This is a genomic window from Brevundimonas sp. ALps5 (genome assembly GCF_058681645.1).
Genome location: NZ_CM178744.1, coordinates 2,427,539 through 2,447,833 on the forward strand (window position 1 = coordinate 2,427,539; position 20,295 = coordinate 2,447,833).

The 20,295-nt window shown below is 68.9% G+C and carries 17 protein-coding genes; 9 read left to right on the forward strand and 8 right to left on the reverse strand.

Annotation, left to right across the window (positions count from 1 at the left end):
- Positions 1-38: 38 nt before the first annotated feature.
- On the reverse strand, positions 39-3,707 hold the full coding sequence (locus tag ACW172_RS11750) for a PAS domain S-box protein (protein ID WP_492031624.1): 3,669 nt from the start codon (positions 3,705-3,707) through the stop codon (positions 39-41).
- Between the two features lie 201 nt (positions 3,708-3,908).
- Between ACW172_RS11750 and ACW172_RS11755 the strand changes: the two genes are divergently transcribed.
- From ACW172_RS11755 to ACW172_RS11775, 5 genes are all read left to right on the forward strand, one after another.
- On the forward strand, positions 3,909-4,388 hold the full coding sequence (locus tag ACW172_RS11755) for a Dps family protein (RefSeq protein WP_492031625.1): 480 nt from the start codon (positions 3,909-3,911) through the stop codon (positions 4,386-4,388).
- Positions 4,389-4,495: 107 nt separating this feature from the next.
- The gene (locus ACW172_RS11760; protein WP_492031626.1) at positions 4,496-5,695 is read left to right on the forward strand and encodes a cell wall hydrolase; all 1,200 of its coding nucleotides are present in this window, start codon (positions 4,496-4,498) and stop codon (positions 5,693-5,695) included.
- A gap of 129 nt (positions 5,696-5,824) precedes the next feature.
- A complete protein-coding gene (locus ACW172_RS11765; RefSeq protein ID WP_492031627.1) occupies positions 5,825-7,762 on the forward strand; it encodes a PAS domain-containing protein in 1,938 nt (645 codons plus the stop codon).
- A 72-nt stretch (positions 7,763-7,834) separates the two neighbouring features.
- On the forward strand, positions 7,835-8,242 hold the full coding sequence (locus ACW172_RS11770) for a response regulator (protein WP_492031628.1): 408 nt from the start codon (positions 7,835-7,837) through the stop codon (positions 8,240-8,242).
- Between the two features lie 75 nt (positions 8,243-8,317).
- Positions 8,318-9,286 (forward strand): aldo/keto reductase, encoded by a 969-nt coding sequence (locus ACW172_RS11775; protein ID WP_492031629.1) that lies wholly within the window; start codon positions 8,318-8,320, stop codon positions 9,284-9,286.
- 3 nt (positions 9,287-9,289) lie between these two features.
- On the opposite strand, the gene trxB is transcribed toward ACW172_RS11775, so the two are convergent.
- Positions 9,290-10,297, reverse strand: a complete 1,008-nt coding sequence (gene trxB / locus ACW172_RS11780; RefSeq protein WP_492031630.1) for a thioredoxin-disulfide reductase — start codon at positions 10,295-10,297, stop codon at positions 9,290-9,292.
- 70 nt (positions 10,298-10,367) lie between these two features.
- On the opposite strand from trxB, the gene ACW172_RS11785 reads away from it, so the two are divergent.
- Positions 10,368-10,712: a hypothetical protein gene (locus ACW172_RS11785; RefSeq protein ID WP_492031631.1), complete on the forward strand. Its 345-nt coding sequence runs from the start codon at positions 10,368-10,370 to the stop codon at positions 10,710-10,712.
- A gap of 12 nt (positions 10,713-10,724) precedes the next feature.
- On the opposite strand, the gene ACW172_RS11790 is transcribed toward ACW172_RS11785, so the two are convergent.
- The 6 genes from ACW172_RS11790 to ACW172_RS11815 all read right to left on the reverse strand — a co-directional run bounded on the left by ACW172_RS11790 (position 10,725) and on the right by ACW172_RS11815 (position 16,845).
- Positions 10,725-11,729 (reverse strand): mitochondrial fission ELM1 family protein, encoded by a 1,005-nt coding sequence (locus tag ACW172_RS11790; RefSeq protein WP_492031632.1) that lies wholly within the window; start codon positions 11,727-11,729, stop codon positions 10,725-10,727.
- Positions 11,720-12,193, reverse strand: coding sequence for a transcription elongation factor GreA (greA, locus tag ACW172_RS11795; protein WP_492031633.1), 474 nt, complete (start codon positions 12,191-12,193; stop codon positions 11,720-11,722). The genes ACW172_RS11790 and greA overlap by 10 nt, the downstream gene beginning before the upstream one ends.
- 160 nt (positions 12,194-12,353) lie before the next feature.
- Positions 12,354-12,554 carry a hypothetical protein gene (locus ACW172_RS11800; protein ID WP_492031634.1) on the reverse strand — a complete coding sequence of 67 codons (201 nt, stop codon included), beginning with the start codon at positions 12,552-12,554 and terminating at the stop codon, positions 12,354-12,356.
- Between the two features lie 80 nt (positions 12,555-12,634).
- On the reverse strand, positions 12,635-13,300 hold the full coding sequence (locus ACW172_RS11805) for a glutathione S-transferase (RefSeq protein ID WP_492031635.1): 666 nt from the start codon (positions 13,298-13,300) through the stop codon (positions 12,635-12,637).
- 90 nt (positions 13,301-13,390) lie between these two features.
- A complete protein-coding gene (locus ACW172_RS11810; protein WP_492031636.1) occupies positions 13,391-14,713 on the reverse strand; it encodes an amidohydrolase in 1,323 nt (440 codons plus the stop codon).
- Positions 14,713-16,845, reverse strand: a complete 2,133-nt coding sequence (locus tag ACW172_RS11815) for a discoidin domain-containing protein (RefSeq protein ID WP_492031637.1) — start codon at positions 16,843-16,845, stop codon at positions 14,713-14,715. The genes ACW172_RS11810 and ACW172_RS11815 overlap by 1 nt, the downstream gene beginning before the upstream one ends.
- Positions 16,846-16,935: 90 nt before the next feature.
- Between ACW172_RS11815 and ACW172_RS11820 the strand changes: the two genes are divergently transcribed.
- From ACW172_RS11820 to mnmH, 3 genes are read left to right on the forward strand one after another with little or no spacing between them, the layout of a single operon-like run.
- Positions 16,936-18,228: a dicarboxylate/amino acid:cation symporter gene (locus ACW172_RS11820; protein WP_492031638.1), complete on the forward strand. Its 1,293-nt coding sequence runs from the start codon at positions 16,936-16,938 to the stop codon at positions 18,226-18,228.
- Positions 18,228-19,274, forward strand: a complete 1,047-nt coding sequence (selD, locus tag ACW172_RS11825; RefSeq protein ID WP_492031639.1) for a selenide, water dikinase SelD — start codon at positions 18,228-18,230, stop codon at positions 19,272-19,274. Before ACW172_RS11820 ends, selD begins: the two co-directional genes overlap by 1 nt.
- Complete coding sequence (gene mnmH, locus ACW172_RS11830) at positions 19,271-20,281, forward strand: tRNA 2-selenouridine(34) synthase MnmH (protein WP_492031640.1); 1,011 nt, start codon at positions 19,271-19,273, stop codon at positions 20,279-20,281. Before selD ends, mnmH begins: the two co-directional genes overlap by 4 nt.
- Positions 20,282-20,295 lie beyond the last annotated feature (14 nt).

The window sequence follows — 20,295 nt, forward strand, 5'->3', positions numbered from 1 at the left end:
TCGCCGGCGTTTTCGTTTGCGGCTCACGCCGTTCCTGATCAGGTCAGTGGCAGGAGCTCGCCCAGGGCCTGACGCAGCTGGTCGCCGGAATAGGGCTTTCTCAGGAAGGGCCAGGGGGCGTCGCTGAGCGCCTCGTCGACGTCGTCGCCAGCATAACCCGAAGTCAGAAGGATGCGCATCGCCGGATATCTGTCGGCACAGGCGCGGGCCAGCTCGATGCCGGTCATACCGCCGGGCATGACGATGTCGGTCAGCATGACGTCAAAGGACCGGGCGGCCAGACGCTCGAGCGCCTCGGGGCCCGTCTCGGCCGCCTCGACGTCCAGGCCCAGGCCCGTCAGCAGTTCCATGGCGATGGCGGCGACCCCGACGTCATCCTCGACCAGCAGCAGGCGGCGGCCCGAGGGGATGGCGTCGATCTCGTCATGATCCTCGGGCGCGGCGACGGTCTCGGAGGCGTCCAGGGGCGGCAGATAGAGCTTGATCTCCGTGCCCCGGCCGACGGTCGAGGCGATGTGGACGCCGCCGCCGCTCTGGCGCGCGAAGCCATAGACCTGGCTGAGGCCCAGGCCGGTCCCCTTGCCGACCGCCTTGGTGGTGAAGAAGGGCTCGAACACCCGGGTCATGGTTGCGGCGTCCATGCCCGCCCCGTTGTCCGAGACGGAGACGCAGACATACTGACCCGCCGCCAGTTCGGCGACGTCGCCGGCCTTGACCGAAGTCGCCGTCGTCTGGACCGTGATCCGGCCCTTGCTCTTCGAGCCGATGGCGTCCCGGGCGTTGACCATCAGATTGAGCAGCGCGGCCTCGAACTGGGCCGGGTCGACGCTGACCCGCGCCCCGCCGCGCTTCAGCTTCATCCGGTACTCGACCGCCTCTCCGACCGCGCGGCGCAGCAGGGGCTCGCTCTCCTGGATCAGGGCGTTGAGATCGACCGGCTCGGGCCGCAGGGCCTGACGGCGCGAGAAGGCCAGCAACTGGTGGGTCAGGCCCTCGCCGCGGCGGGCGGCGGCCAGGGCGGCCTCGCCCAGCTTCTTGCGGCGCGCGGCGTTGTCCGGCGACTTCAGGATCATGTCCAGCGCCCCGATGACCACGGTCAGCAGGTTGTTGAAGTCGTGGGCCACCCCGCCGGTCAGGCGGCCGACCGCCTCCATCCGCTGCGCGTGCATCAGGTCGGCCTCGGCCTTGGCCTTTTCCGCCAGCGCCTCGCCGACGCGCTCTTCCAGCAGCTCGTTGATGCGCTTGAGGTCTTCCTCGGCGCGTTTGGCGTCGGTGATGTCCAGGCTGGCGCCGACATAGCCCTGGAAGGCGCCGGTCGCGTCGAACCGCGGCACGCCTTCGGACCGCAGCCAGCGCTGACCGAAGGTCGGATGCTGGACACGCATCACGGCCTCGAACTTGTCCCTCGCCTTGAAGGCCCTGAGGAAGGTCAGGGAGAAGATCTTCAGGTCGTCGGGATGGATGAAGCCCATCCAGCGGTCGTCCTGGATCTGTTCGGCGTCGACGTTGAAGAAGGTCTTGTAGCGCCTGTTGGTGAAGACGATCCCCGGACGTTCGTCGGTCATCCAGATCAGGGCGGGCGCACTGTCGGCGACGGTGCGGAAGCGGGCCTCGGATTCGGCCAGCAGCGCCTGGGCCTCGCGCGCGTCGGTGACGTCGAAGGCCACGCCGACGAAGCCCAGCACCTGACCTCCCGGACCCAGGCGCGGGCGCGAGAAGGATTTCAGCCAGCGGTACTCGCCGGAATGATGCCGGTAGCGGGCCTCCAGGGAGAAGGGCTGGCCCGTAGCCTCTCCGGCCAGGGATTCGCGAACCAGATGGTCCTGATCGTCCGGGTGGATGAAGCTGCGCCAGTCAGCGGTGCGGACGCTTTCATAGTCGCCGCCCATATAGGCGACATAGGCCTGGTTGACGAAGGCGCGCTGGCGGTCCTGCTGGGTCACCCAGATCAGCACCGGGGCGGTGTCGGCGATGGCGCGGAAGCGGGCCTCGCTCTCGACGACCTCGGCCTGGGCGCGGGTGCGCTCGACCTCGACCCAGGCGCGCTCGGCGACCTCCTCGATCAGGCCCAGTTCGTCGGCGGTCCAGACCCTGGGGTGGGCCGAAGCCGCATTGAGGAAGGCGCGCAGGCGGCCGCCGCGCATCAGGGGGACGGCGACAAAGGCCAGGGCCTCGATCCCGATGTGGGCGGCGAGGTCGGGCGCTGTGCGGGGATCGGCCGCGACGTCGTCGACCGCGACCAGACCGCCGTCGGACAGCTCGTCCCGGACCGCGTCGCCGAAGTCCGAGACCGGCAGTTCGCCCTGGTTGGAGGCCACGCCGGAGGTCCAGTCCCTGGCCAGGCGCCAGACGCCCGCCTCGGCGTCCAGCTCGCCGAAGCCGACGCGGTTGACGCCCAGCCGCTCGCCGAGCGCGCGGTTGATCACGGACATGACGTCATCGGTGTCGGTCAGCTCGCGCAGGGTGTCGCTGAGGGTCAGGACGAAGCGCTGGCGCTGGGCCTGACGCGCCATGGCCTCGATGGCCTGACGCGTCTCCGTGAGGTCGAACGACATCCCGACATAGCCCTGGAAGCGGTCCTGCCCGTCGAAGCGCGGATTGACCGAAATCCGCATCCAGCGCCATTCGCCGTCGTGCCGACGGAAGCGGGCCTCGAAACCATAGGGTTTGCGCAGCGGCCGGGCCTCGGCCTGGATTGCCGCGACCTCCGCCAGATCGTCCGGATGCATGGAATCGCGCCAGACGTGGCCGTGAACCGCCTTGGCGGGGCCGCCGTAGAAGGCCGCCAGGGCCGCGTTGACAAACTCCACCTCGCCCTCGGCATTGGTCAGCCAGACCGGGGAGGGGGCGGTGTCGGCCATCAGGCGGAACCGCTCCTCGCTCTCGCGCAGGGCGGCCTCGGTCTGTTTGGCTTCGGAGATGTCGACGATGACGGCGATGAAGCCCTGGGGCTTGCCGTCCGGACCCAGCAGCCGTTGCAGGCTGGTCAGGGCCCAGACGATCGACCCGTCGTCGCGGAAGTAGCGCTTCTCGATCTGGCCCGCCCCGCCGACCAGGGTCGAGGCCAGCAGGGCCTTGGTCGGGGCGATGTCGTCGGGATGGGTGACGTCCCCGGTCCGCGCTCCGATCAGCCTGGCCTCGGTCGTGCCCAGGATTTCGGCGAAGCGGCGGTTGGCCGTCTCCACCACGCCGTCCAGGCTGACCCGGGCGATGCCGGCCGAGGCCTGTTCGATGATGGCGGCCAGCTCCAGCTCGGTCTGGCCCATGCGGACGTCCGACGCCTTCAGGGCCGCGACGGTGTCGTCCAGGGAGTTGACGGTCTTTCTCAGGGAGGCCGCCACCAGGGCCGCGAAGATTCCGACCATCAGGAAGTTGACGGTCGAGGCTTGGCCTTGCGGATCCATCAGACGTGTCGCGCCCGAGGCGCCCACCAGCACCCAGCCGCCGATCAGGCTGGCGGCCATGGCCGAAAGACCCGCGATCCGCCCGGCCGCGAGGGCCGCCAGGATAATCCCGGGCAACAGGATCATGAAACCGGTATTGGCCGGATAGAAGGCCTGCAGCGCCCAACGCAAGGCCAGGAACACGGCCGCGAAAGCCAGGCCAGTCAGGATGTTGACACCGAGCGGCTGCGGACGCGACCGGGCCAGCCGCGCCAGAAGGGCGTCGGTCGCCGCCAGTCGTCCGAGGAACGCCCTTGCGTCCATTCACCCCCCGATCGCGCGGAACATCCTTACCCGCGCGACGCTGCTGCAACGCTATCGGGCGTTTCGCGTTCCCGGACGTCCGACCCGGTCACCTTGCCCCTGTTTCCAGCCGCCTCGTCAAGCTTTGCCGGGGTTGGATTCGGGCCTCGAAATGCCTAACTGCAACTTCTGATATCTGAACGGCTGAACCCGGAGCTCCCCATGACCGCAGCGATCAACACAGGCCTGAGCAAGGCTGAACGCACCGACGTCGTCGGCGAACTGACCAAGGTGCTGGCCGACAGCTACTCCCTGTACCTGAAGACCCACGGCTATCACTGGAACGTGCGGGGGGCCGAGTTCTTCTCGATCCACAGCCTTCTGGAGCAGCAGTACCGCGAGATCTGGGAAGCCCTGGACACCATCGCCGAACGTATCCGGGCTCTCGGCGAGTTCGCGCCCCAGGGCTACGCCACCTTCGGCAACCTGACCTCGATCGTCGATGGTGATCCGGAGAAGGATTCCAACGCCATGCTGGCCGAGTTGATCAAGGATCACGGCACGGTCATCGCCACCATGCGTCAGGCGCTGAAGACCGCCGAGGACGACGGCGACGACGTCTCGGTCGACCTGATGACCCAGCGTCTGGCCGCCCATGAAAAGGCCGCCTGGATGCTGCGCTCGACGCTCGGCTCGAAGTAAGAGTCTGAACGAACGTCAATCCGTGGCCTGAAAATCGCCCGGAAGGTCTGGCATCCGCCCCGACCTTCCGGGCGTCTCCGCTTCAGACGCCGCCGACCGAAAGCACGATGATCGCCATCGACTGGACCAGGGTGAAGATGCAGGGCCGCCGCATCGCCGCGGGCGCGCCGGCGCTTCTGGCCGCCCTCGGCGTCGCCATGGCCGCCAGTTCGACGCCGCGTCCGGTCATGGACCGCACCGCCGAGGCCGTGGCCCGCGCCACCCGGGGCGACCTGACCGACAAGGGTCTGGCGGCGATGACGGCGGGGATGACCCCGTCGCAACTGGCCCAGGCGATCCGCGCCGATCCGAATGAAAGACAGGCCGCCCTCTATGGGCTGACGCCGGGCTGGGAAAGCCTGACGCTCGCCGGCAAGCCGACGCTGGAGCTGGGCGCCAACGGTCTGGAGGCCCAGCGGATGAACGCGGCCATGCCCGTGACCTCGGGCGCGCTTCGGCCCGCCCTGCCGTTCGTCTTCCGCGCGGCCTCCGAGGCCGACCGCAAGCGCGCCGAACGCTGCCTGACCCAGGGCATATATTACGAGGCGGCGCTGGAGAGCACTGAAGGCCAGGAGGCCGTGGCCCAGGTCATCCTCAACCGCGTCCGCGACCCCAACTATCCGTCCAGCATCTGCGGCGTGGTGTTCGAGGGCGCCGAGCGCAACACGGGCTGCCAGTTCAGCTTCACCTGCGACGGTTCCCTGTCCCAGGCGCCGGTCGGCTGGGCCTGGGATCGGGCGCGGCTGGTGGCGCAGCGGATGCTGGCCGGCCATGTCGCGACCAAGGTCGGCACGGCGACCCACTATCACGCCGACTATGTCCACCCCTGGTGGTCGCCGACGCTCGCCAAGATCACCCAGATCGGCGCCCACATCTTCTATCGCTGGAAGGGGATCTACGGCGAGACCGCCGCCTTCCACCAGCGCTACGCCACGCGTGAGCCGGTCATCGACGAGGCCCGCTTCGCTCGCCCGCGCCTGATCGTGGCCTCGACCACGCCCGACGCCCCCGAGGTGGTCATGGGGCCGGACGGCAAGCCGCTCACGACGACCGCGCGGACGGTGCAGATCGACGGCCAGACCCGGGTGGTCGGCATCGCCAGCCTGGGCGGGCGCCGCACCCCGACGGCCGAGGAGATCGCCGCCATCAACGCCCGGATGAACGCCTTCGAGCATCCGCAGCCGGCGCCCGCTCCGGCAGCCCGCGTGGTGGTCGCGCCCGGCGCGACGCCGATGGACGTCGAGGAAGTCGGCCGCCCCGGCAACTGACGGCCGCGTCAGGCCTTTTCGGCGTGAAAATTCAACAGTGCTGACGAAGGTCGGCTTGCAACGGTCCCGCTGGCTTTGCATTTATTCAGCTCTACGGGGCCGGGCGCCCGAGCAAGCTGACGAGTGTCCGTGACCGCCGTTCCTCCTCCCTCAGATCGCTGGACCGAGAAAGACCGGGTCGCCGCACTGCGCGCCTACGGGGTTCTCTACACGGCGCCCGAGATGGAGTTCGACGACATCGTCGCCCTGGCCGCCCGGATCTGCGAGGCGCCGACGGCTCTGGTCAGCCTGGTCGACAGCGACGTCCAGTGGTTCAAGGCCAGGGTCGGGCTCGAGGCCACGGAAACCCCGCGCGACATGTCCTTCTGCGACCATGCGATGCGCGAGCATGAGGTCATGGTCGTGCCGGACGCGACGAAGGATCCGCGCTTCGTCGACAACCCGCTGGTCACCGGCGATCTGGGCATTCGTTTCTATGCGGGGGCGCCGCTGGTGACCCACGACGGCTTCCCGATCGGGTCGCTGTGCGTCATCGACTATCGGCCGCGCCCCGAGGGGCTGACCGACCTCCAGACCCAGACCCTGACCATTCTGGCGCGGCAGGTGATCACCCAGATGGAACTGCGCCGGGCCCTGCGCGAGCGCGGCGTGAGCGAGGAGACGACGCACCGGGCCATGACCGCCTCGGACTATGTCGGCGCCTTCGACTGGGACATCGTCAACGACCGGGTCGTGGCGGACGAAAAGTTCGCGCGCATGTACGGCGTCGAACCGGCGGTCGCCGCCGCCGGCGCCCCGATCCGCGTCTTCACCGCCGCGATCCACAACGACGACTTCGGCCAGGGCATGGAGGACATGCGGGTCGCCATTCAGGAGGGCACGCCCTTCATCAGCGAATACCGTCTGGTCGTCGAAGGTCAGCCGGAACGGTGGGTCGTGGCCCGCGGCCAGGTCTATTACGGCCCCGACGGCGCCCCGGAACGCTTCCCCGGCCTCGCCGTCGACATCACCGAACGCAAGGCCCTGGACGCCAATCTGGCCGAAGTTGCTTCCGCCCTGGCCGAAAGCGAGGCGAAGTTCCGCGCCATCGCCGATTCCATGCCCCAGATGGTCTGGTCGACCCTGCCGGACGGATTCCACGACTACTATAACGCCCGCTGGTACGAGTTCACCGGCGTGGAGGTCGGCTCGACCGACGGCGAGGGCTGGAACGCCATCTTCCATCCGGAGGACCAGCCGCGGGCCTGGGACGTCTGGCGGCATTCGCTGGCGACGGGCGACCTCTATGAGATCGAATACCGGCTGAGGCGGCACGACGGGGTCTATCGCTGGACCCTGGGGCGGGCGACGCCGATCCGCAATGAGGCGGGCGAGATCGTGCGCTGGTTCGGCACCTGCACGGACATCGACGACCTCAAGCGGGTCGAGCACAACACCGAGCTGCTGAGCCAGGAGCTCAGCCACCGGATCAAGAACATCTTCGCCGTGGTCTCGGCCCTGATCGCCCTGTCAGCGCGGGAATATCCGGAGGCCAAGGCCTTCGCCGCCGCCGTCCGGAACCGGATCGGGGCCCTGGCGCGGGCGCACGAGTTCGTCAGGCCGCACACGGAGGTGTCGAGGCCCACCGTCGGCGGCATGACCCTGCACGCCTTCCTCGAAGCCCTGTTCAAGCCCTATGCCGCCGTCAACGGCGCGCCGCGGGTGGTGCTGGAGGGCGACGACGCCCTGTTCGACGATCAGGCCGCGACCTCGGTGGCCCTTCTGTTCCATGAGCTGGCGACCAATGCGGCCAAGTACGGCGCCCTGTCCGAGCCCCGCGGTCTGGTGACGCTGACCACCCATCTGGCCGGAGACCGCTTCCACCTGACCTGGACCGAGCGGGGCGGACCGCCGGTCGCCGGGCCCCCGACGCGGGCGGGCTTCGGCTCGTCGCTGGCGACCATCTCGGTCGAGGGGCAGCTTGCCGGAAAATTGGAACGAATCTGGGATCCGGAAGGTTTGATCGTCGTGGCGGACCTCCCCGCGACCGCGCTCTCCAGACGCAAGGCGGCTGAAAAGGCTGTGTGATGTGTCACGGCGTGAAACCTGCAAGGTCGTCGTGCGTTCAGGCGCAGGGCGTCGATCAAGCAAGCTGAAAGAATGACTTCGCGTATCCTGATCATTGAGGACGAGGCCCTGGTGGCCATGGAGCTCCGCTTCGTCCTGGAAGACCTCGGCCATGAGGTTGTCGGCACCGCAGCCGATGCGCGCACCGCCCGGAATCTGGTCAAGGAGATGGAGGTCGATCTGGCCCTGGTGGACATCCACCTGTCGGATGGCCCTACGGGTGTCGAACTCGGCCGCTCCCTTGCCCAGGAAGATGGCGTCACCGTCCTCTATATGACCGCCAATCCCGGCATGGTGCGCGACGGCGTGGCCGGGACCATCGGCGTCCTGTCCAAGCCCGCCGATGAACGCGCGGTCCAGACCGCCGTCGACTACGCCCTGCGCCGCCGCAAGGGCGAGCCCGTCGATTACGCCCCCCCGGAGTTGCAGCTGTTCGGCTGACAATTCAGGACCGCGCCGGTTGCGGGTCGCCTGATCGGGCATAAGTCAGAAGCTCCCCGAAACGGAGCCTCCCCCATGCAAAGACGTCCCCTCGGCAAGAGCGGTCTCGAAACCGCACCCCTCGTCTTCGGCGGCAATGTCTTCGGCTGGACCATCGACAAGGCGAAGTCGTTCGAGATCCTCGACGCCTTCGTCGACGCCGGCTTCAACGCCATCGACACCGCCGACGTCTATTCGCGCTGGGTCCCCGGCAATAAGGGCGGCGAGAGCGAGACCATCATCGGCGAATGGCTGAAGGCGCGCGGCCGTCGCGACGACGTGCTGATCCTGACCAAGGTCGGTTCCTCCATGGGCCAGAACGGAGAGGATGCGCGCAACGACCTGTCGGCCAAATGGATCGAGACCGCCGTCGAGGACAGCCTGCGCCGGCTCCAGACCGACGTCATCGACCTCTATCAATCGCATTGGATGGACAAGGTCGCGCCGACCGAGGAGACGCTGCGCGCCTACGAAAAGCTGATCCAGTCCGGCAAGGTCCGCGCCATCGGCGCCTCCAACCACGATGTGCCGAAGCTGAAGGAGGCCGCGGCCCTCGCGGCCGAGAAGGGCCTGCCGCGCTACGAGACCCTGCAGCCCCACTACAACCTCTACAGCCGCTCGACCTTCGAGGGCGAACTGCAGGACTACGCGGTGGCCGAGGGGCTCGGCGTCATCACCTACTTCAGTCTCGAAAGCGGCTTCCTGAGCGGGAAGTACAAGTCGGCCGATGACCTGAAGAGCGCCAGCCGGGGCGGGGCGCTGAAGGATCACTTCAACGAACGCGGCGTGCGCATTCTGGCGGTGCTGGACGGCGTCGCCCAGCGGCTGGAGGCGACCCCGGCGCAGGTCTCATTGGCCTGGCTGCTGAGCCGCCCGGGCGTGACCGCCCCCATCGTCAGCGCGACCTCGCTGGACCAGTTGAACGACACCCTGAAGGCCGCGACGCTGGAGGTTCCGCAGGACGCCCTGGATGAGCTGACCGAGGCGAGCGCCTACGACCTTTAGGCGTCACCAGACCCCGATCTTCTCCGCCTCGTGGTGGCTGATCGGGTTATGGGCCCGGGCGTGGTCCTCCTCCGCAAGGAAGCGGACGGCGTCGAGGGCGGCCATACAGCCCATGCCGGCGGCGGTCACGGCCTGGCGGTAGATATCGTCGGTGACGTCGCCGGCGGCGTAGACGCCTTCGATATTCGTCGCCGTCGAGCCGGGCTTCACGACCAGATAGCCGCCGGCCTTGGTCTCAAGCTGGCCCTGGAACAGCTCCGACGACGGGGCGTGACCGATGGCGATGAAGACGCCGTCGGCGTCGACGGTCTGCGTCTCGCCGGTCTTGACGTTCAGAAGGCGCGCTCCGGTGACGTTCGACGCGACCCCGTCCGTCTGGCCGAGAATCTCCTCGACCGCGTGATCCCAGATCACCTCGATCTTCGGATTGGCCAGCAGGCGGTCCTGCAGGATCTTCTCGGCGCGGAATTCATTCTTGCGGTGCACGACCGTGACCCTGGCCGCGAAATTGGTCAGGAACAGCGCCTCTTCCACGGCGGTGTTGCCGCCGCCGACGACGATCACCTGTTTGCCGCGATAGAAGAAGCCGTCGCAGGTGGCGCAGGCGGACACGCCGAAGCCCTGGTATTTCTGTTCGCTCTCCAGACCCAGCCACTTGGCCTGGGCGCCGGTGGAGATGATCACCGTCTCGGCCAGCATCTCGGCGCCCGAATCCAGCTTCAGGCGGAAAGGACGCGACGACAGGTCGGCGCTGACCACGATGTCCTCGATGACCTCGGTCCCGACATGCTCGGCCTGGGCCTTCATCTGCTCCATCAGCCAGGGACCCTGAATGACCTCGGCGAAGCCGGGATAGTTCTCGACGTCGGTGGTGATGGTCAGCTGGCCGCCGGGCTGGATGCCGGCGATGATCACCGGGTTGAGCAGGGCGCGGGCCGCATAGATGGCGGCGGTCCAGCCGGCGGGGCCGGATCCGATGATGGCGAGGCGGACTTTACGAGGTTCGGTCATGATGGCCTATGTAAGCGCTGATTCCGCTTCGCGCGATGGTGCGACGGTCAAATCCACAGGAGCCGACAAAATGCCCAACCGCAGTTTTCTGGGCGTCGGCGTCCTGATCGGCCTGGTCACCGGAGCGTGGTTCGGGTTGCAGACGGGACATCTGGCCTTCGGCATCATCGGGGGCGTGATCGCGGGCGTCGCCCTGGCCCTTCTGATCGACTGGCTGTCGCAGTTGAAGGCCGGGCAGGGCAAGGACGGCGGCGGCGACGGCGGTGTCTTCCACGGCGACTTTTCCGGCTCTCGCCACAGCGACCACGGCCATCATGGTCACGGTCACAGCCACGGCGGGGGGCATGGCGGGCACGACGGCGGCCATGGCGGTTCGGACGGCGGTGGTGACGGCGGCGGTGGCGGCGGGGACTGAAGTCCTGACGCGTCAGCGCGTCCGCATCGCCTCCAGCACGGCCTTCGCGGCCCGGTCGGTCTCGGTGAGAGGCGGATAGGTCCAGTCGTCCAGCGTCCCGTCGAACGGACGCGTCGCACCGTGGCCCTCAAGGTCCGAATGGAGCCGTGCGAACTTGCCCGGCGCCTTCAGCGCGATCATCGGCAGGACATGCACCGGCTTGCCGGTCGAGGCGGCCTCGGCGGCCATATTGGCGCTGTCCTCGGTGACCAGGATATGGTCGGCGGCATTGAGGAAGGCGAAGAAGGGGTTCGGACCTGCACCGTCCCAGATGACACCCGGCAGGTCGGACAGGCGCGCGGTCATCGCCGCCTTCGCCGCCTCTGGCGTCCGGCGAGAGAAGGTCAGCATCAGCGATCCCTTCGCCGCCGTGATCGCCGCCGCGATCCGGTCGGCCAGATCGGCGGCGTGGGTCTCGGTCAGGTCGAAGGCCTTGGACCGGCCGCCGACCAGAACCGCGACGCGGGGATGGGGCAGGGGATCGATCGTGGCGGCGAAGGCCGGCGCGGCCTCGGCGATGCGCCGGGGCGTGATCCGGTGCGGCGAGCCGATGATCTCGAAGACGGTGTCGCCGTACAGGCCGTCGTGGGCCGGCGCCACCACCATGTCGAAGCGAGAGGTCGGCAGGCGCGGGTCCTGTGTCTGGACCACGAAGGTCCTGCCGCCCGAATGCCTGCGGACCGCCATGGACAGGGGCAGGGTCGCTCGGCCCGTGGCGATCCACAGATCCGGCCAGGCCTCGTTTTCGGCAGGGAAGGGGGCGTCTGACGCCGGGTCCAGCATCGCCGGAAGCTTCAACGCCGACGGGAGCTTGTCGAAAGCCGGGCGCCAGCGGATGCGTTTTGTCGTGATTTCAGCAGGGGCCCCGTTCTCAAGCGTCAGGCGCTGGATCGCCTCGGCGAGGCCCAGCGCCTGATTCTCGATTCCCGCGCGGCCGTCGGAGACGACCCAGATCCGCAGAGGTGAGGTTACTTCCACTCGACCTTGAGGATTTCATAGGCCTTCACGCCGCCTGGCGTGTTGACCTCGACCACGTCGCCGATCTCCTTGGAGATCATGGCGCGGGCGATCGGCGAGGAGATGCTGATCTTGCCCTGCTTCACGTCGGCCTCGTGCTCGCCGACGATCTGGTAGCGGCCTTCTTCCTCGGTGTCCTCGTCGACCACGGTGACCGTGGCGCCGAACTTCACCTGGGAACCCGACAGCTTGGTCACGTCGATGACCTGGGCGCGGCTGATCTTGTCCTCGATCTCGGCGATCGAGCCTTCGATCCAGCCCTGGCGTTCCTTGGCCGCGTGATACTCGGCGTTTTCCGACAGGTCGCCGTGTTCGCGGGCCTCGGAAATGGCCGCGATCACGCTGGGCCGTTCCACCGACTTCAATTGCTTCAGCTGCTCGTCGAGGGCGCGGTAGCCCTCGGCCGTCATCGGCACTTTTTCCATATGAATCAGGAGTTTCTTGTTTCGCCCGGAAATCAGGAGGGAGGGCAGTGAGAGAGAATGCAGTAGGCTGGGTCGCTGGGCGCGCGCGACCGGCCAAAGAGACTAGGGCGCCTGACGCCGAAACTCAAGCCGCTGGGGCGAGCGTCGTTATCCGGAGGGCCTATGCGGCGGGGGTCACGTTCCGCTCGGCCCGATGCAGCAGCATGCGTTTGGCGACCGTATAGACCAGCCAGGCGATGGCCGAGGCGCCGATCAGGGCGAAGACGGCGGAGATCACCGCCACCCCCGCCGAGATGAAGGCGATGACGAAGGCGATGGCGGCGACGAGGCCCGCGACGATCTGGACGGTCTGGATCTGCATGATCCGGTTAACGCGCCCGGACCGTGGCGGTTGCGGGGCGGTTCCGATCACTTCTGCCGCACGGGCTTGTGAGCGCAGGTTCAGGCGTAGGCGTAGGGTCCGCCGCGCTCCAGCGCCCGCTGATAGGCCGGGCGGGCGTGGATGGCCTCAAGGAAGGCCTTGCAGCGCGGCTTGTCGGCGCCGAACGGGGCGCGGGCCGAACAGGCCTCCAGCGGGAAGCTCATCATGATGTCGGCGGCGGTGAACTGGTCGCCCGCGAACCACTGGGCCTTCGAGAGCTCGCCTTCCCAATAGGCCGAATGGGCCTCGATCTGGGGATCGATGAAGCTGGACTGGGCCTTGCCCGAGATGGCGTTGACCAGGGGACGGACCAGACCCGGCGAGCGCTTCGGCAGGGCGCCGAACACCAGTTTGAGCAGCAGGGGCGTCATGGCCGAGCCCTCGGCGTAGTGCAGCCAGTAGGTCACGCGCCGCGCCGCCTCGCTGCCGGCCGGCGGGGTCAGGGCGTTGCCCGGATGGCTGGCCAGGATCTGTTCGATGATGGCGCCGGTCTCGGCGGTGACGACGCCGTTCTCCTCGATCACCGGCGACTTGCCCAGCGGATGGATGGCGCGCAGCTCGGGCGGGGCCAGCATGGTGGCGGCGTTGCGCTCATAGCGCTTGACCTCATAGGGCACGCCCAGCTCCTCCAGCAGCCACAGCACGCGCTGGGAGCGGGAGTTGTTCAGGTGATGGACGGTGATCATGGCGCGTTTCCTTGCGGGTCTGGCCGCTGCTTTTCAGACACTAGGCCGGTTGACGTCGGGGAGGGCAAGCCTCCCCGACGGCGGGCCGCGTCAGCTCTTGGCCAGCAGGGCGAGGGCCGCGACGGTCATGGCCTCGACGCCGGTGGTGACCGAGGGTTTGGCGTCGATCTTGAACAGGGGCGAATGGTGGCCGGCGGCGGTGTCGAGGTCGGCCGCGGGCGTGCCGCCGACGTCGAAATAGACGCCCTTCACCCCGCTCTCGGGCGTGACGAAATAGGAGAAGTCCTCGGCCCCCATGCCGCCGCGCGGCTCGTCTGACAGGACGTCCGGGCCCATGGCGGCGGTGATGGCGTCGCGGACGCGCTGGGCGGTGGGGCCGTCGTTGATGGTCGCCGGGGTGGTCTCCCGCGTCGAGCGGGTGACGGTGGGCATCAGGTTCTCGGGTACGCCCAGGGCGATGGCCGAGCCGCGCGCGACCCGGTCGATGCCGTCCAGCAGGAGGGTGCGGACCTCGGGGCTGTCGGCGCGGACCGTCAGCTGCATGTCGACGCGGTCGGAGATGATGTTGTTCTTGATGCCGCCGTGGATCGACCCGACGGTGACCACCGCCCCTTCCAGCGGATTGACCGTGCGGCTGCGCAGGGTCTGCAGGTTCATCACGATGGACGAGGCGACCACGATCGGATCGACGCCGAGGTGGGGATAGGCGCCGTGGGTGCCCACGCCGTGCACCTCGATCTCGACCCCGTCCGAGCTGGACGAATGGATGCCGAGCGGCACCGAGACCTTGCCCTCTTCCAGCTGGGCGGCGACGTGGAAGGCGAGCGCATAGTCGGGCTTGGGAAAGCGGGTGTAGAGGCCGTCATTGACCATGGTCCGGGCCCCGAAGATGCGCTCCTCGGCCGGCTGGACGATCAGGACGAGCGTCCCTGACCAGTCGGCCTTGCGGTCCATCATCTGGCGCGCCGTGCCGACCAGGGCGGTGATGTGCACATCGTGACCGCAGGCGTGCATGACCGGCTTCTCGGTCCCGTCGGAATCGACCTGGCGGGCGGTGGAGGCGTTGGGCAGGCCCGAGGCCTCCTGCAGCGGCAGGCCGTCCATATCGGCGCGGATCAGGACGGTGGGACCCGCCCCGTTCCTCAGCACCGCGACCACCCCCGTGCCGCCGACGCCGGTGGTGACGTCGTAGCCGAGGCCGGTCAGCAGCTCGGCCATCCGGGCCGAGGTCCGCGTCTCCAGACCCGACAGCTCGGGGTGACGGTGGAAGTCGTCGAAGACGGCGGCGAGACGGGCGTCATAGTCGGCGAGGATCGATGACTTCAGGGCGCTGTCGGAGGCCGTTTGCGCACTGGCGGACCCGGCGACGGCCAGGAGAAGAAGGGCGGCGGTCGTCGGGATCAGTGCGCGCATCAGTCGTCCTTGGGTTTGGGAGCGGTCGAGGGAGGAGGCGTGGTCGAGGGTGTGGCGGCGGGCGCTGTCGTGCTTCCGGTTGCGCCGGTCGTCGTCGCGCCGGTCGTGGGCAGGGGCGCGCCGGTCACCGGCGGGGCGCCGCTGATGTAGACGGGCGGAATACGGGTCACGACGGTGCCGGTCGCGGGCGGGGGACCGGGATCGGCCGGCTGGGGCAGGCCGGTCACCGGCGGATCGGGCTCGCGCACCGTGCCGGCCGCGCCGGGCACATCCAGCACCACGCTCAGCGGCGAGACGCCGGTGTCGCCGAAGGCCTCCACCGCGAAGGCGTAGTCGACCCCGGCGTTCAGGGCCCGAATCTCGACCGAGCCGCCGCGCGCCGCCAGGTCGTCGGCCCAGATCTGATAGGTCAGGTGCAGCCGGTCGCGCTTCACGCCCCAGCGGATATTGTAGCCCAGGATGCGGCCGCCGGTCGGGTTGGCGACTGTGTCGAAGGTGACGACGGCGTTCCTCTGATCCTCGCCGCGCTTGACCGTGACATTGGCGGGCGCGGCCGGCGCCGGGCCGGTCGCCGTGCCGAAGACGCGCAGGTCGGCAATGGCCAGATGGGCGCCCGGCGCCTCGCCATGTTCATAACGGATATAGCGGGCGCGGACCGGCCGCTCGCCCTGGACATAGGCGTTGGGGCTGTCGCGCTCCGAGCCCATGCGGCTGGCGAAGGTCGCCCAGTCCTCGCCGTCGGCGGACCACAGGATGCGGAACCGGGTTCTGAGGCCCGGCAGTTCGGCGAAGATGCCGGCCTGATAGTCGGCGAAATTGACCTGGACGGCCTGCACCGTCTTCACCGCGCCGAGATCCAGCGTCAGGGTCTGGCCCGCCGTGCCGTTCGCCGCCACCCAGAAGGTGCGCGGATCCTCGTCTGTCGCCCGGTCGGCGCTGAAGTCGTCGAGCGTCGAGGAGGCCGTGGCCCTGGCGCGATAGGACAGGGGCATCCAGCCGGTGAACAGGCTGTCGGGATCGGCGACCGGCCCGTCGGGCTGGCGTTGGGGGAAGTCGCCGAAGCGGCTGGTGAACCACATCTGGCCGTCGGGATGGACGCCGCCGGGATACAGGCCGATGCGCCGCTCGAAGCTCCAGTTGACCCCGACCCAGGAGGAGTCGGTCGTCCACCAATTGCCGTAGCGGTCCTGGAAGGTCGAGCCGTGGCCCGCCCCCTGGGTAAAGCCGCCGGGCTTGTAGCTGATCGGGCTGTAGGGGGCGTATTCGAACGGCCCCAGCGGCGAGGCGCCGACGTAAAGCCCTGTTCCATAGGCGTTATAGCCATTCCCCGGCGCGCCATACTGGAGATAGTACCGGTCGCCGACGCGGTTCATCCAGGCGCCGTCGAGGAAGGGCCGGACCGGGGTCCCGTCGGGCAGGCCGCCCGAATGATCCTGACCGAACCGCTCCCAGCCATGCCGGTCGGGATCGAGGCTGAAGAAGGGTTTGGGCGTGTCGACCCACTCCATCGGCGGGACCGGATTGATCTGCGAGCCGAACAGGGGGGCGGTGTCGGATGAGCCCCAGTAGACGTACCACTTGCCGTCATCGTCGATGAACAGGTCGGGCGCCCAGGGTCCGGCCGGGCTCTGGCCCGCCGCCGGGGTCTCGCCCTTGGCCGCGGCGCCCGGGATCGGCGGCATGACCCGGGTCAGATAGTCCCAGCGCGCGCGGGTCGGGTCGATGCTGACCAGAAGCGGCTTCGGCTCCGTCGAGGAGGCCATCAGATAGAGACCCGTCTCGTCCGAGGCGGCGGCGGGCGCCGTGCTGGCGCCCAGGGGCCAGCGGTCCGGGATGACATAGGTCCAGTCGAACAGGTTGCGCGAGGTCCAGTAGCCGTCGGCCGCCGTCTGGAAGAGATAATAGCGGTCGCGGTGCAGGACGATCGTCGGGTCGCCGCCGGTACGGTAGCTGATGCCCTGATGGGTCTGTTCGAAGCTGTATTTGTAGTCGAGGTCGACCGGGTTGGCCCAGGTGCGGCCGGCGGGCGCCGCCGTGGCTGTCGTCGGTGTCTGGGCGACGGCCGCGGACGCGAGCGCGCCTCCTGAAATCAGGGCGGCGACGGCGGCGAGAACGGCGGTCGAAAGGCGCATTCCTGAACCCTACCATGAGCTTGGCCGCGCGATAGTGCCGAACAACCGTCGGCGGGTGGCTTCCCGCGACGAGAGTGCTAAGCCTGTCGCATGAGCTCTTCTCGCCTGCGCACCCTCTTCACCTCTCTCAGCCTCTGGGTGGTCGTCGCCCTCGTGCTCGGCCTGGTCGTCGGCGCCCTGTCACAGGGCTCCGGCGTCGAGAACATCGTCACCGCCATCGAGCCCCTGGGCGGGGTCTGGCTGAACGCGCTCCGGATCACCGTCATCCCCCTGGTCTTCGCCATGCTGGTGACCGGGATCGTCTCGATCGCCGATGCGGCCTCGACCGGGCGGCTGGCGGCCAAGGCGTTGGCGGTCTTCACCGTCATGCTGGTCTGCGCCACCGTCTACGCCATCGTCGCGGGGCTCGGCCTGCTCAACCTCTGGCCCATCGACCCGGAGGCCGGACGCGCCCTTCTGGCCGGCATTCCCGCCGATACGGCTGCGACGGTCGGCGAGGCGGCGCGCACCGACGGGCTGCAAGCCTTCCTCAACAGCCTCGCCCCCTCCAACCTGATCAAGGCCGCCGCCGAGGACGGGGTGCTGGGCGTCGTGGTCTTCGCCATCGCGTTCGGCTTCGCCGCCACCCGGCTGGAAAGTCGCCTGCGCCAGCCGCTCTCCGCCTTCTTCGAGGCCACGGCCGAGGCCATGGTGGTCATCGTCCACTGGGTCCTGCTGGCCGCGCCGTTCGGCGTCTTCGCCCTGGCCCTGGGCGTCGGCCTGCGCGCCGGTGTCGGCGCCGCCGGGGTGCTGGGCCACTACATCGCCATCGTCTGCCTGAGCCAGATCGGGGTGATCATCCTCGTCTATGTGGGGGTCCTGCTCTTCGGCCGGATCGGCCTGAGGCGCTTCGCGGGCGCCGTCGCCCCGGCCCAGGTCGTCGCCTTCTCGACCCAGTCGTCCCTGGCCAGCCTGCCGGTCATGGTCGAGCGCGCGCGCGACACCCTCGGCGTCTCCTCGGCCTCTGCCGGTCTGGTGCTGCCCCTGGCGGTCGCGGTCTTCCGCCTGACCAGCCCGGTCGCCAATCTGGCCGTCTGCCTCTACGTCGCCCAGCTCTACGGCGTGCACCTCAGCCTCGGCGCCCTGATCGCGGGCGGGCTGACCGCCATCGCCGTCTCGGTCGCCTCGGTCGGCCTGCCCGGTCAGGTCAGCTTCTTCGCCGCCATCGGCCCGATCTGTCTGGCCATGGGCCTGCCCATCGGCGTCCTGCCCCTGCTGCTGGCGGTCGAGGTCGTGCCCGACATCTTCCGCACCATCGGCAACGTCACCGCCGACCTCGGCGCAACGCGGATCGTCGCCGGGCGGGACGAGGCCGTGGATCTGGAGGCGGGCGAGGGGATCTGATGGCGACCCCGGAACCCCGCCTGACCTCGCTCGCCCACGGCGGAGGCTGCGGGTGCAAGATCGCGCCGGGCGTCCTGTCAGAGATGCTGAAATCCGTGCCGGTGCCGGCGCCCTTCGCCGATCTGATGGTCGGGACCGAGAGCTCGGACGATGCGGCGGTCTGGCGGCTGAACGATCATCAGGCCCTGGTCGCGACGACCGACTTCTTCATGCCCATGGTCGATGATCCGTTCGACTTCGGCCGGATCGCGGCGACCAACGCCCTGTCGGACGTCTATGCCATGGGCGGGACGCCGATCTTCGCCCTGGCCCTGGTCGGGATGCCGGTCAACGTCCTTTCGGTCGAGACCATCGGCAAGGTGCTGCAGGGCGGGGCGGCGGTCTGCGCGGCGGCGGGCGTGCCGGTCGCCGGCGGCCATTCGATCGACAGCGTCGAGCCGATCTACGGGCTGGTGGCCCTTGGGCTGGTCCATCCGGACCGGGTGCTGACCAACCGGGGCGCGCGGCCCGGGGACTATCTGATCCTGACCAAGCCGCTGGGGGTCGGGGTGCTGAGCGCGGCCTACAAGCAGGGACGGCTGGACGAGGCCGGATACGCCGCCCTGATCGCCTCAACGACCCGGCTGAACACGGTCGGGGCGGCGCTGGCCGGACGGGACGGCGTGCACGCCATGACCGATGTCACCGGCTTCGGCCTGATGGGCCACGCCCTTGAGATGGCGCGCGGTTCGAACGTCGCGATCGATCTCTGGGCCGACGCGCCCGAGATCCTGCCCGGCGCCGTCGATCTGGCCCGGGCGGGCGTCCGCACCGGGGCCTCGACCCGCAACTGGGCCGCCTACGGCGCGGAGGTGGTCCTGCCCGACGGCTATGACGATTGGCGACGCGACTTGATGACAGACCCCCAGACCTCTGGCGGCCTGCTGATCTCGGTTCATCCGGACCATTCGGAGGGCGTGATCACCTTCGTCCGCGAACAGGGCTTCGCCGGCGCCGAGATCGTCGGCAGGGTCGGGGCGGGCCCGGCCGGGGTGCGCGTCTTTTGATCCAGCGCACGGTCGATCTGGGGCCGGCCGATCTTGCGGCCTTTTCCGCGATCATCGACGTGCGCAGTCCGTCGGAATTCGCGTTCGATCATCTGCCGGGCGCGATCAACCTGCCGGTGCTCGACGATGCCGAGCGGGCCGAGATCGGGACCGAATACGTCCAGGGCTCGAAATTCCTCGCGCGCCGCCGAGGCGCGGCCATGGTGGCGCGCAATATCGCCCGGCATCTGGAGGGACCGCTGAGCGCCTTCGACGGAAGCTTCCGGCCGTTGATCTATTGCTGGCGTGGAGGCCAGAGGTCGGGAGCGATGGCGACCATCCTCGACCAGGTCGGCTGGGGCGTGACGGTCGTCCACGGCGGCTATCAGACCTGGCGGCGGCAGACCGTCAGGGCGCTATACGAAACGCCCGTGACGCACCGGCTGGTCCTGATCGACGGTCCCACGGGATCGGGCAAGACCGAACTGCTGACCCGGCTGTCCGACGACGGCGTCCAGACGCTGGATCTGGAAGCGCTGGCCGGACATCGCGGCTCGCTGTTCGGCGCGGTCGGCGATCAGCCGTCGCAGAAGCTGTTCGAGACCCGGCTGCACGACGCCCTGTCGCGTCTGGAGCTGTCCCGGCCTGTGGTCGTCGAGGCCGAGAGCAGCCGCATCGGCGCCGTGGCCCTGCCGCCGTCGCTGTGGGCCGCGATGTCGGCCGCGCCGGTGATCGCCCTGGACAGTCCGGTCGAGCGCCGCGTCGAACGCATTCTGGCCGGCTATGCCGAGATCGCCGACGATCCGGCGCGGCTGGACGCCATCCTCAGTCGCCTGCCGCGTCACCTGTCAAAGGCCATGATCGGGCGCTGGCGCGACCTGGCGGCCGGCGGCGATCTGCGGACCCTGGTGCGCGAACTGATCTCGGAGCACTACGACCCGGCCTATCGGCGGAGTGTCCGTCGGTCGGACGAGAAGGCCGATGCGGATCTCGCCGCGCGGGTTCGGCGGCTGTCGTCGGAGCTGTAGGCGCGGCGTCCCGC

Bases quoted from the DNA above. Each gene is read 5' to 3' on its own strand.
- ACW172_RS11775 (WP_492031629.1), top strand. From the start codon at position 8,318: ATGCAAAGACGTCCCCTCGGCAAGAGCGGTCTCGAAACCGCACCCCTC.
- trxB (WP_492031630.1), bottom strand. From the start codon at position 10,297: ATGACCGAACCTCGTAAAGTCCGCCTCGCCATCATCGGATCCGGCCCC.
- ACW172_RS11800 (WP_492031634.1), bottom strand. From the start codon at position 12,554: ATGCAGATCCAGACCGTCCAGATCGTCGCGGGCCTCGTCGCCGCCATC.
- ACW172_RS11815 (WP_492031637.1), bottom strand. From the start codon at position 16,845: ATGCGCCTTTCGACCGCCGTTCTCGCCGCCGTCGCCGCCCTGATTTCA.
- ACW172_RS11805 (WP_492031635.1), bottom strand. From the start codon at position 13,300: ATGATCACCGTCCATCACCTGAACAACTCCCGCTCCCAGCGCGTGCTG.
- selD (WP_492031639.1), top strand. From the start codon at position 18,228: ATGGCGACCCCGGAACCCCGCCTGACCTCGCTCGCCCACGGCGGAGGC.
- ACW172_RS11820 (WP_492031638.1), top strand. From the start codon at position 16,936: ATGAGCTCTTCTCGCCTGCGCACCCTCTTCACCTCTCTCAGCCTCTGG.
- ACW172_RS11810 (WP_492031636.1), bottom strand. From the start codon at position 14,713: ATGCGCGCACTGATCCCGACGACCGCCGCCCTTCTTCTCCTGGCCGTC.
- ACW172_RS11770 (WP_492031628.1), top strand. From the start codon at position 7,835: ATGACTTCGCGTATCCTGATCATTGAGGACGAGGCCCTGGTGGCCATG.
- greA (WP_492031633.1), bottom strand. From the start codon at position 12,193: ATGGAAAAAGTGCCGATGACGGCCGAGGGCTACCGCGCCCTCGACGAG.
- ACW172_RS11785 (WP_492031631.1), top strand. From the start codon at position 10,368: ATGCCCAACCGCAGTTTTCTGGGCGTCGGCGTCCTGATCGGCCTGGTC.
- ACW172_RS11750 (WP_492031624.1), bottom strand. From the start codon at position 3,707: ATGGACGCAAGGGCGTTCCTCGGACGACTGGCGGCGACCGACGCCCTT.
- ACW172_RS11760 (WP_492031626.1), top strand. From the start codon at position 4,496: ATGATCGCCATCGACTGGACCAGGGTGAAGATGCAGGGCCGCCGCATC.
- ACW172_RS11755 (WP_492031625.1), top strand. From the start codon at position 3,909: ATGACCGCAGCGATCAACACAGGCCTGAGCAAGGCTGAACGCACCGAC.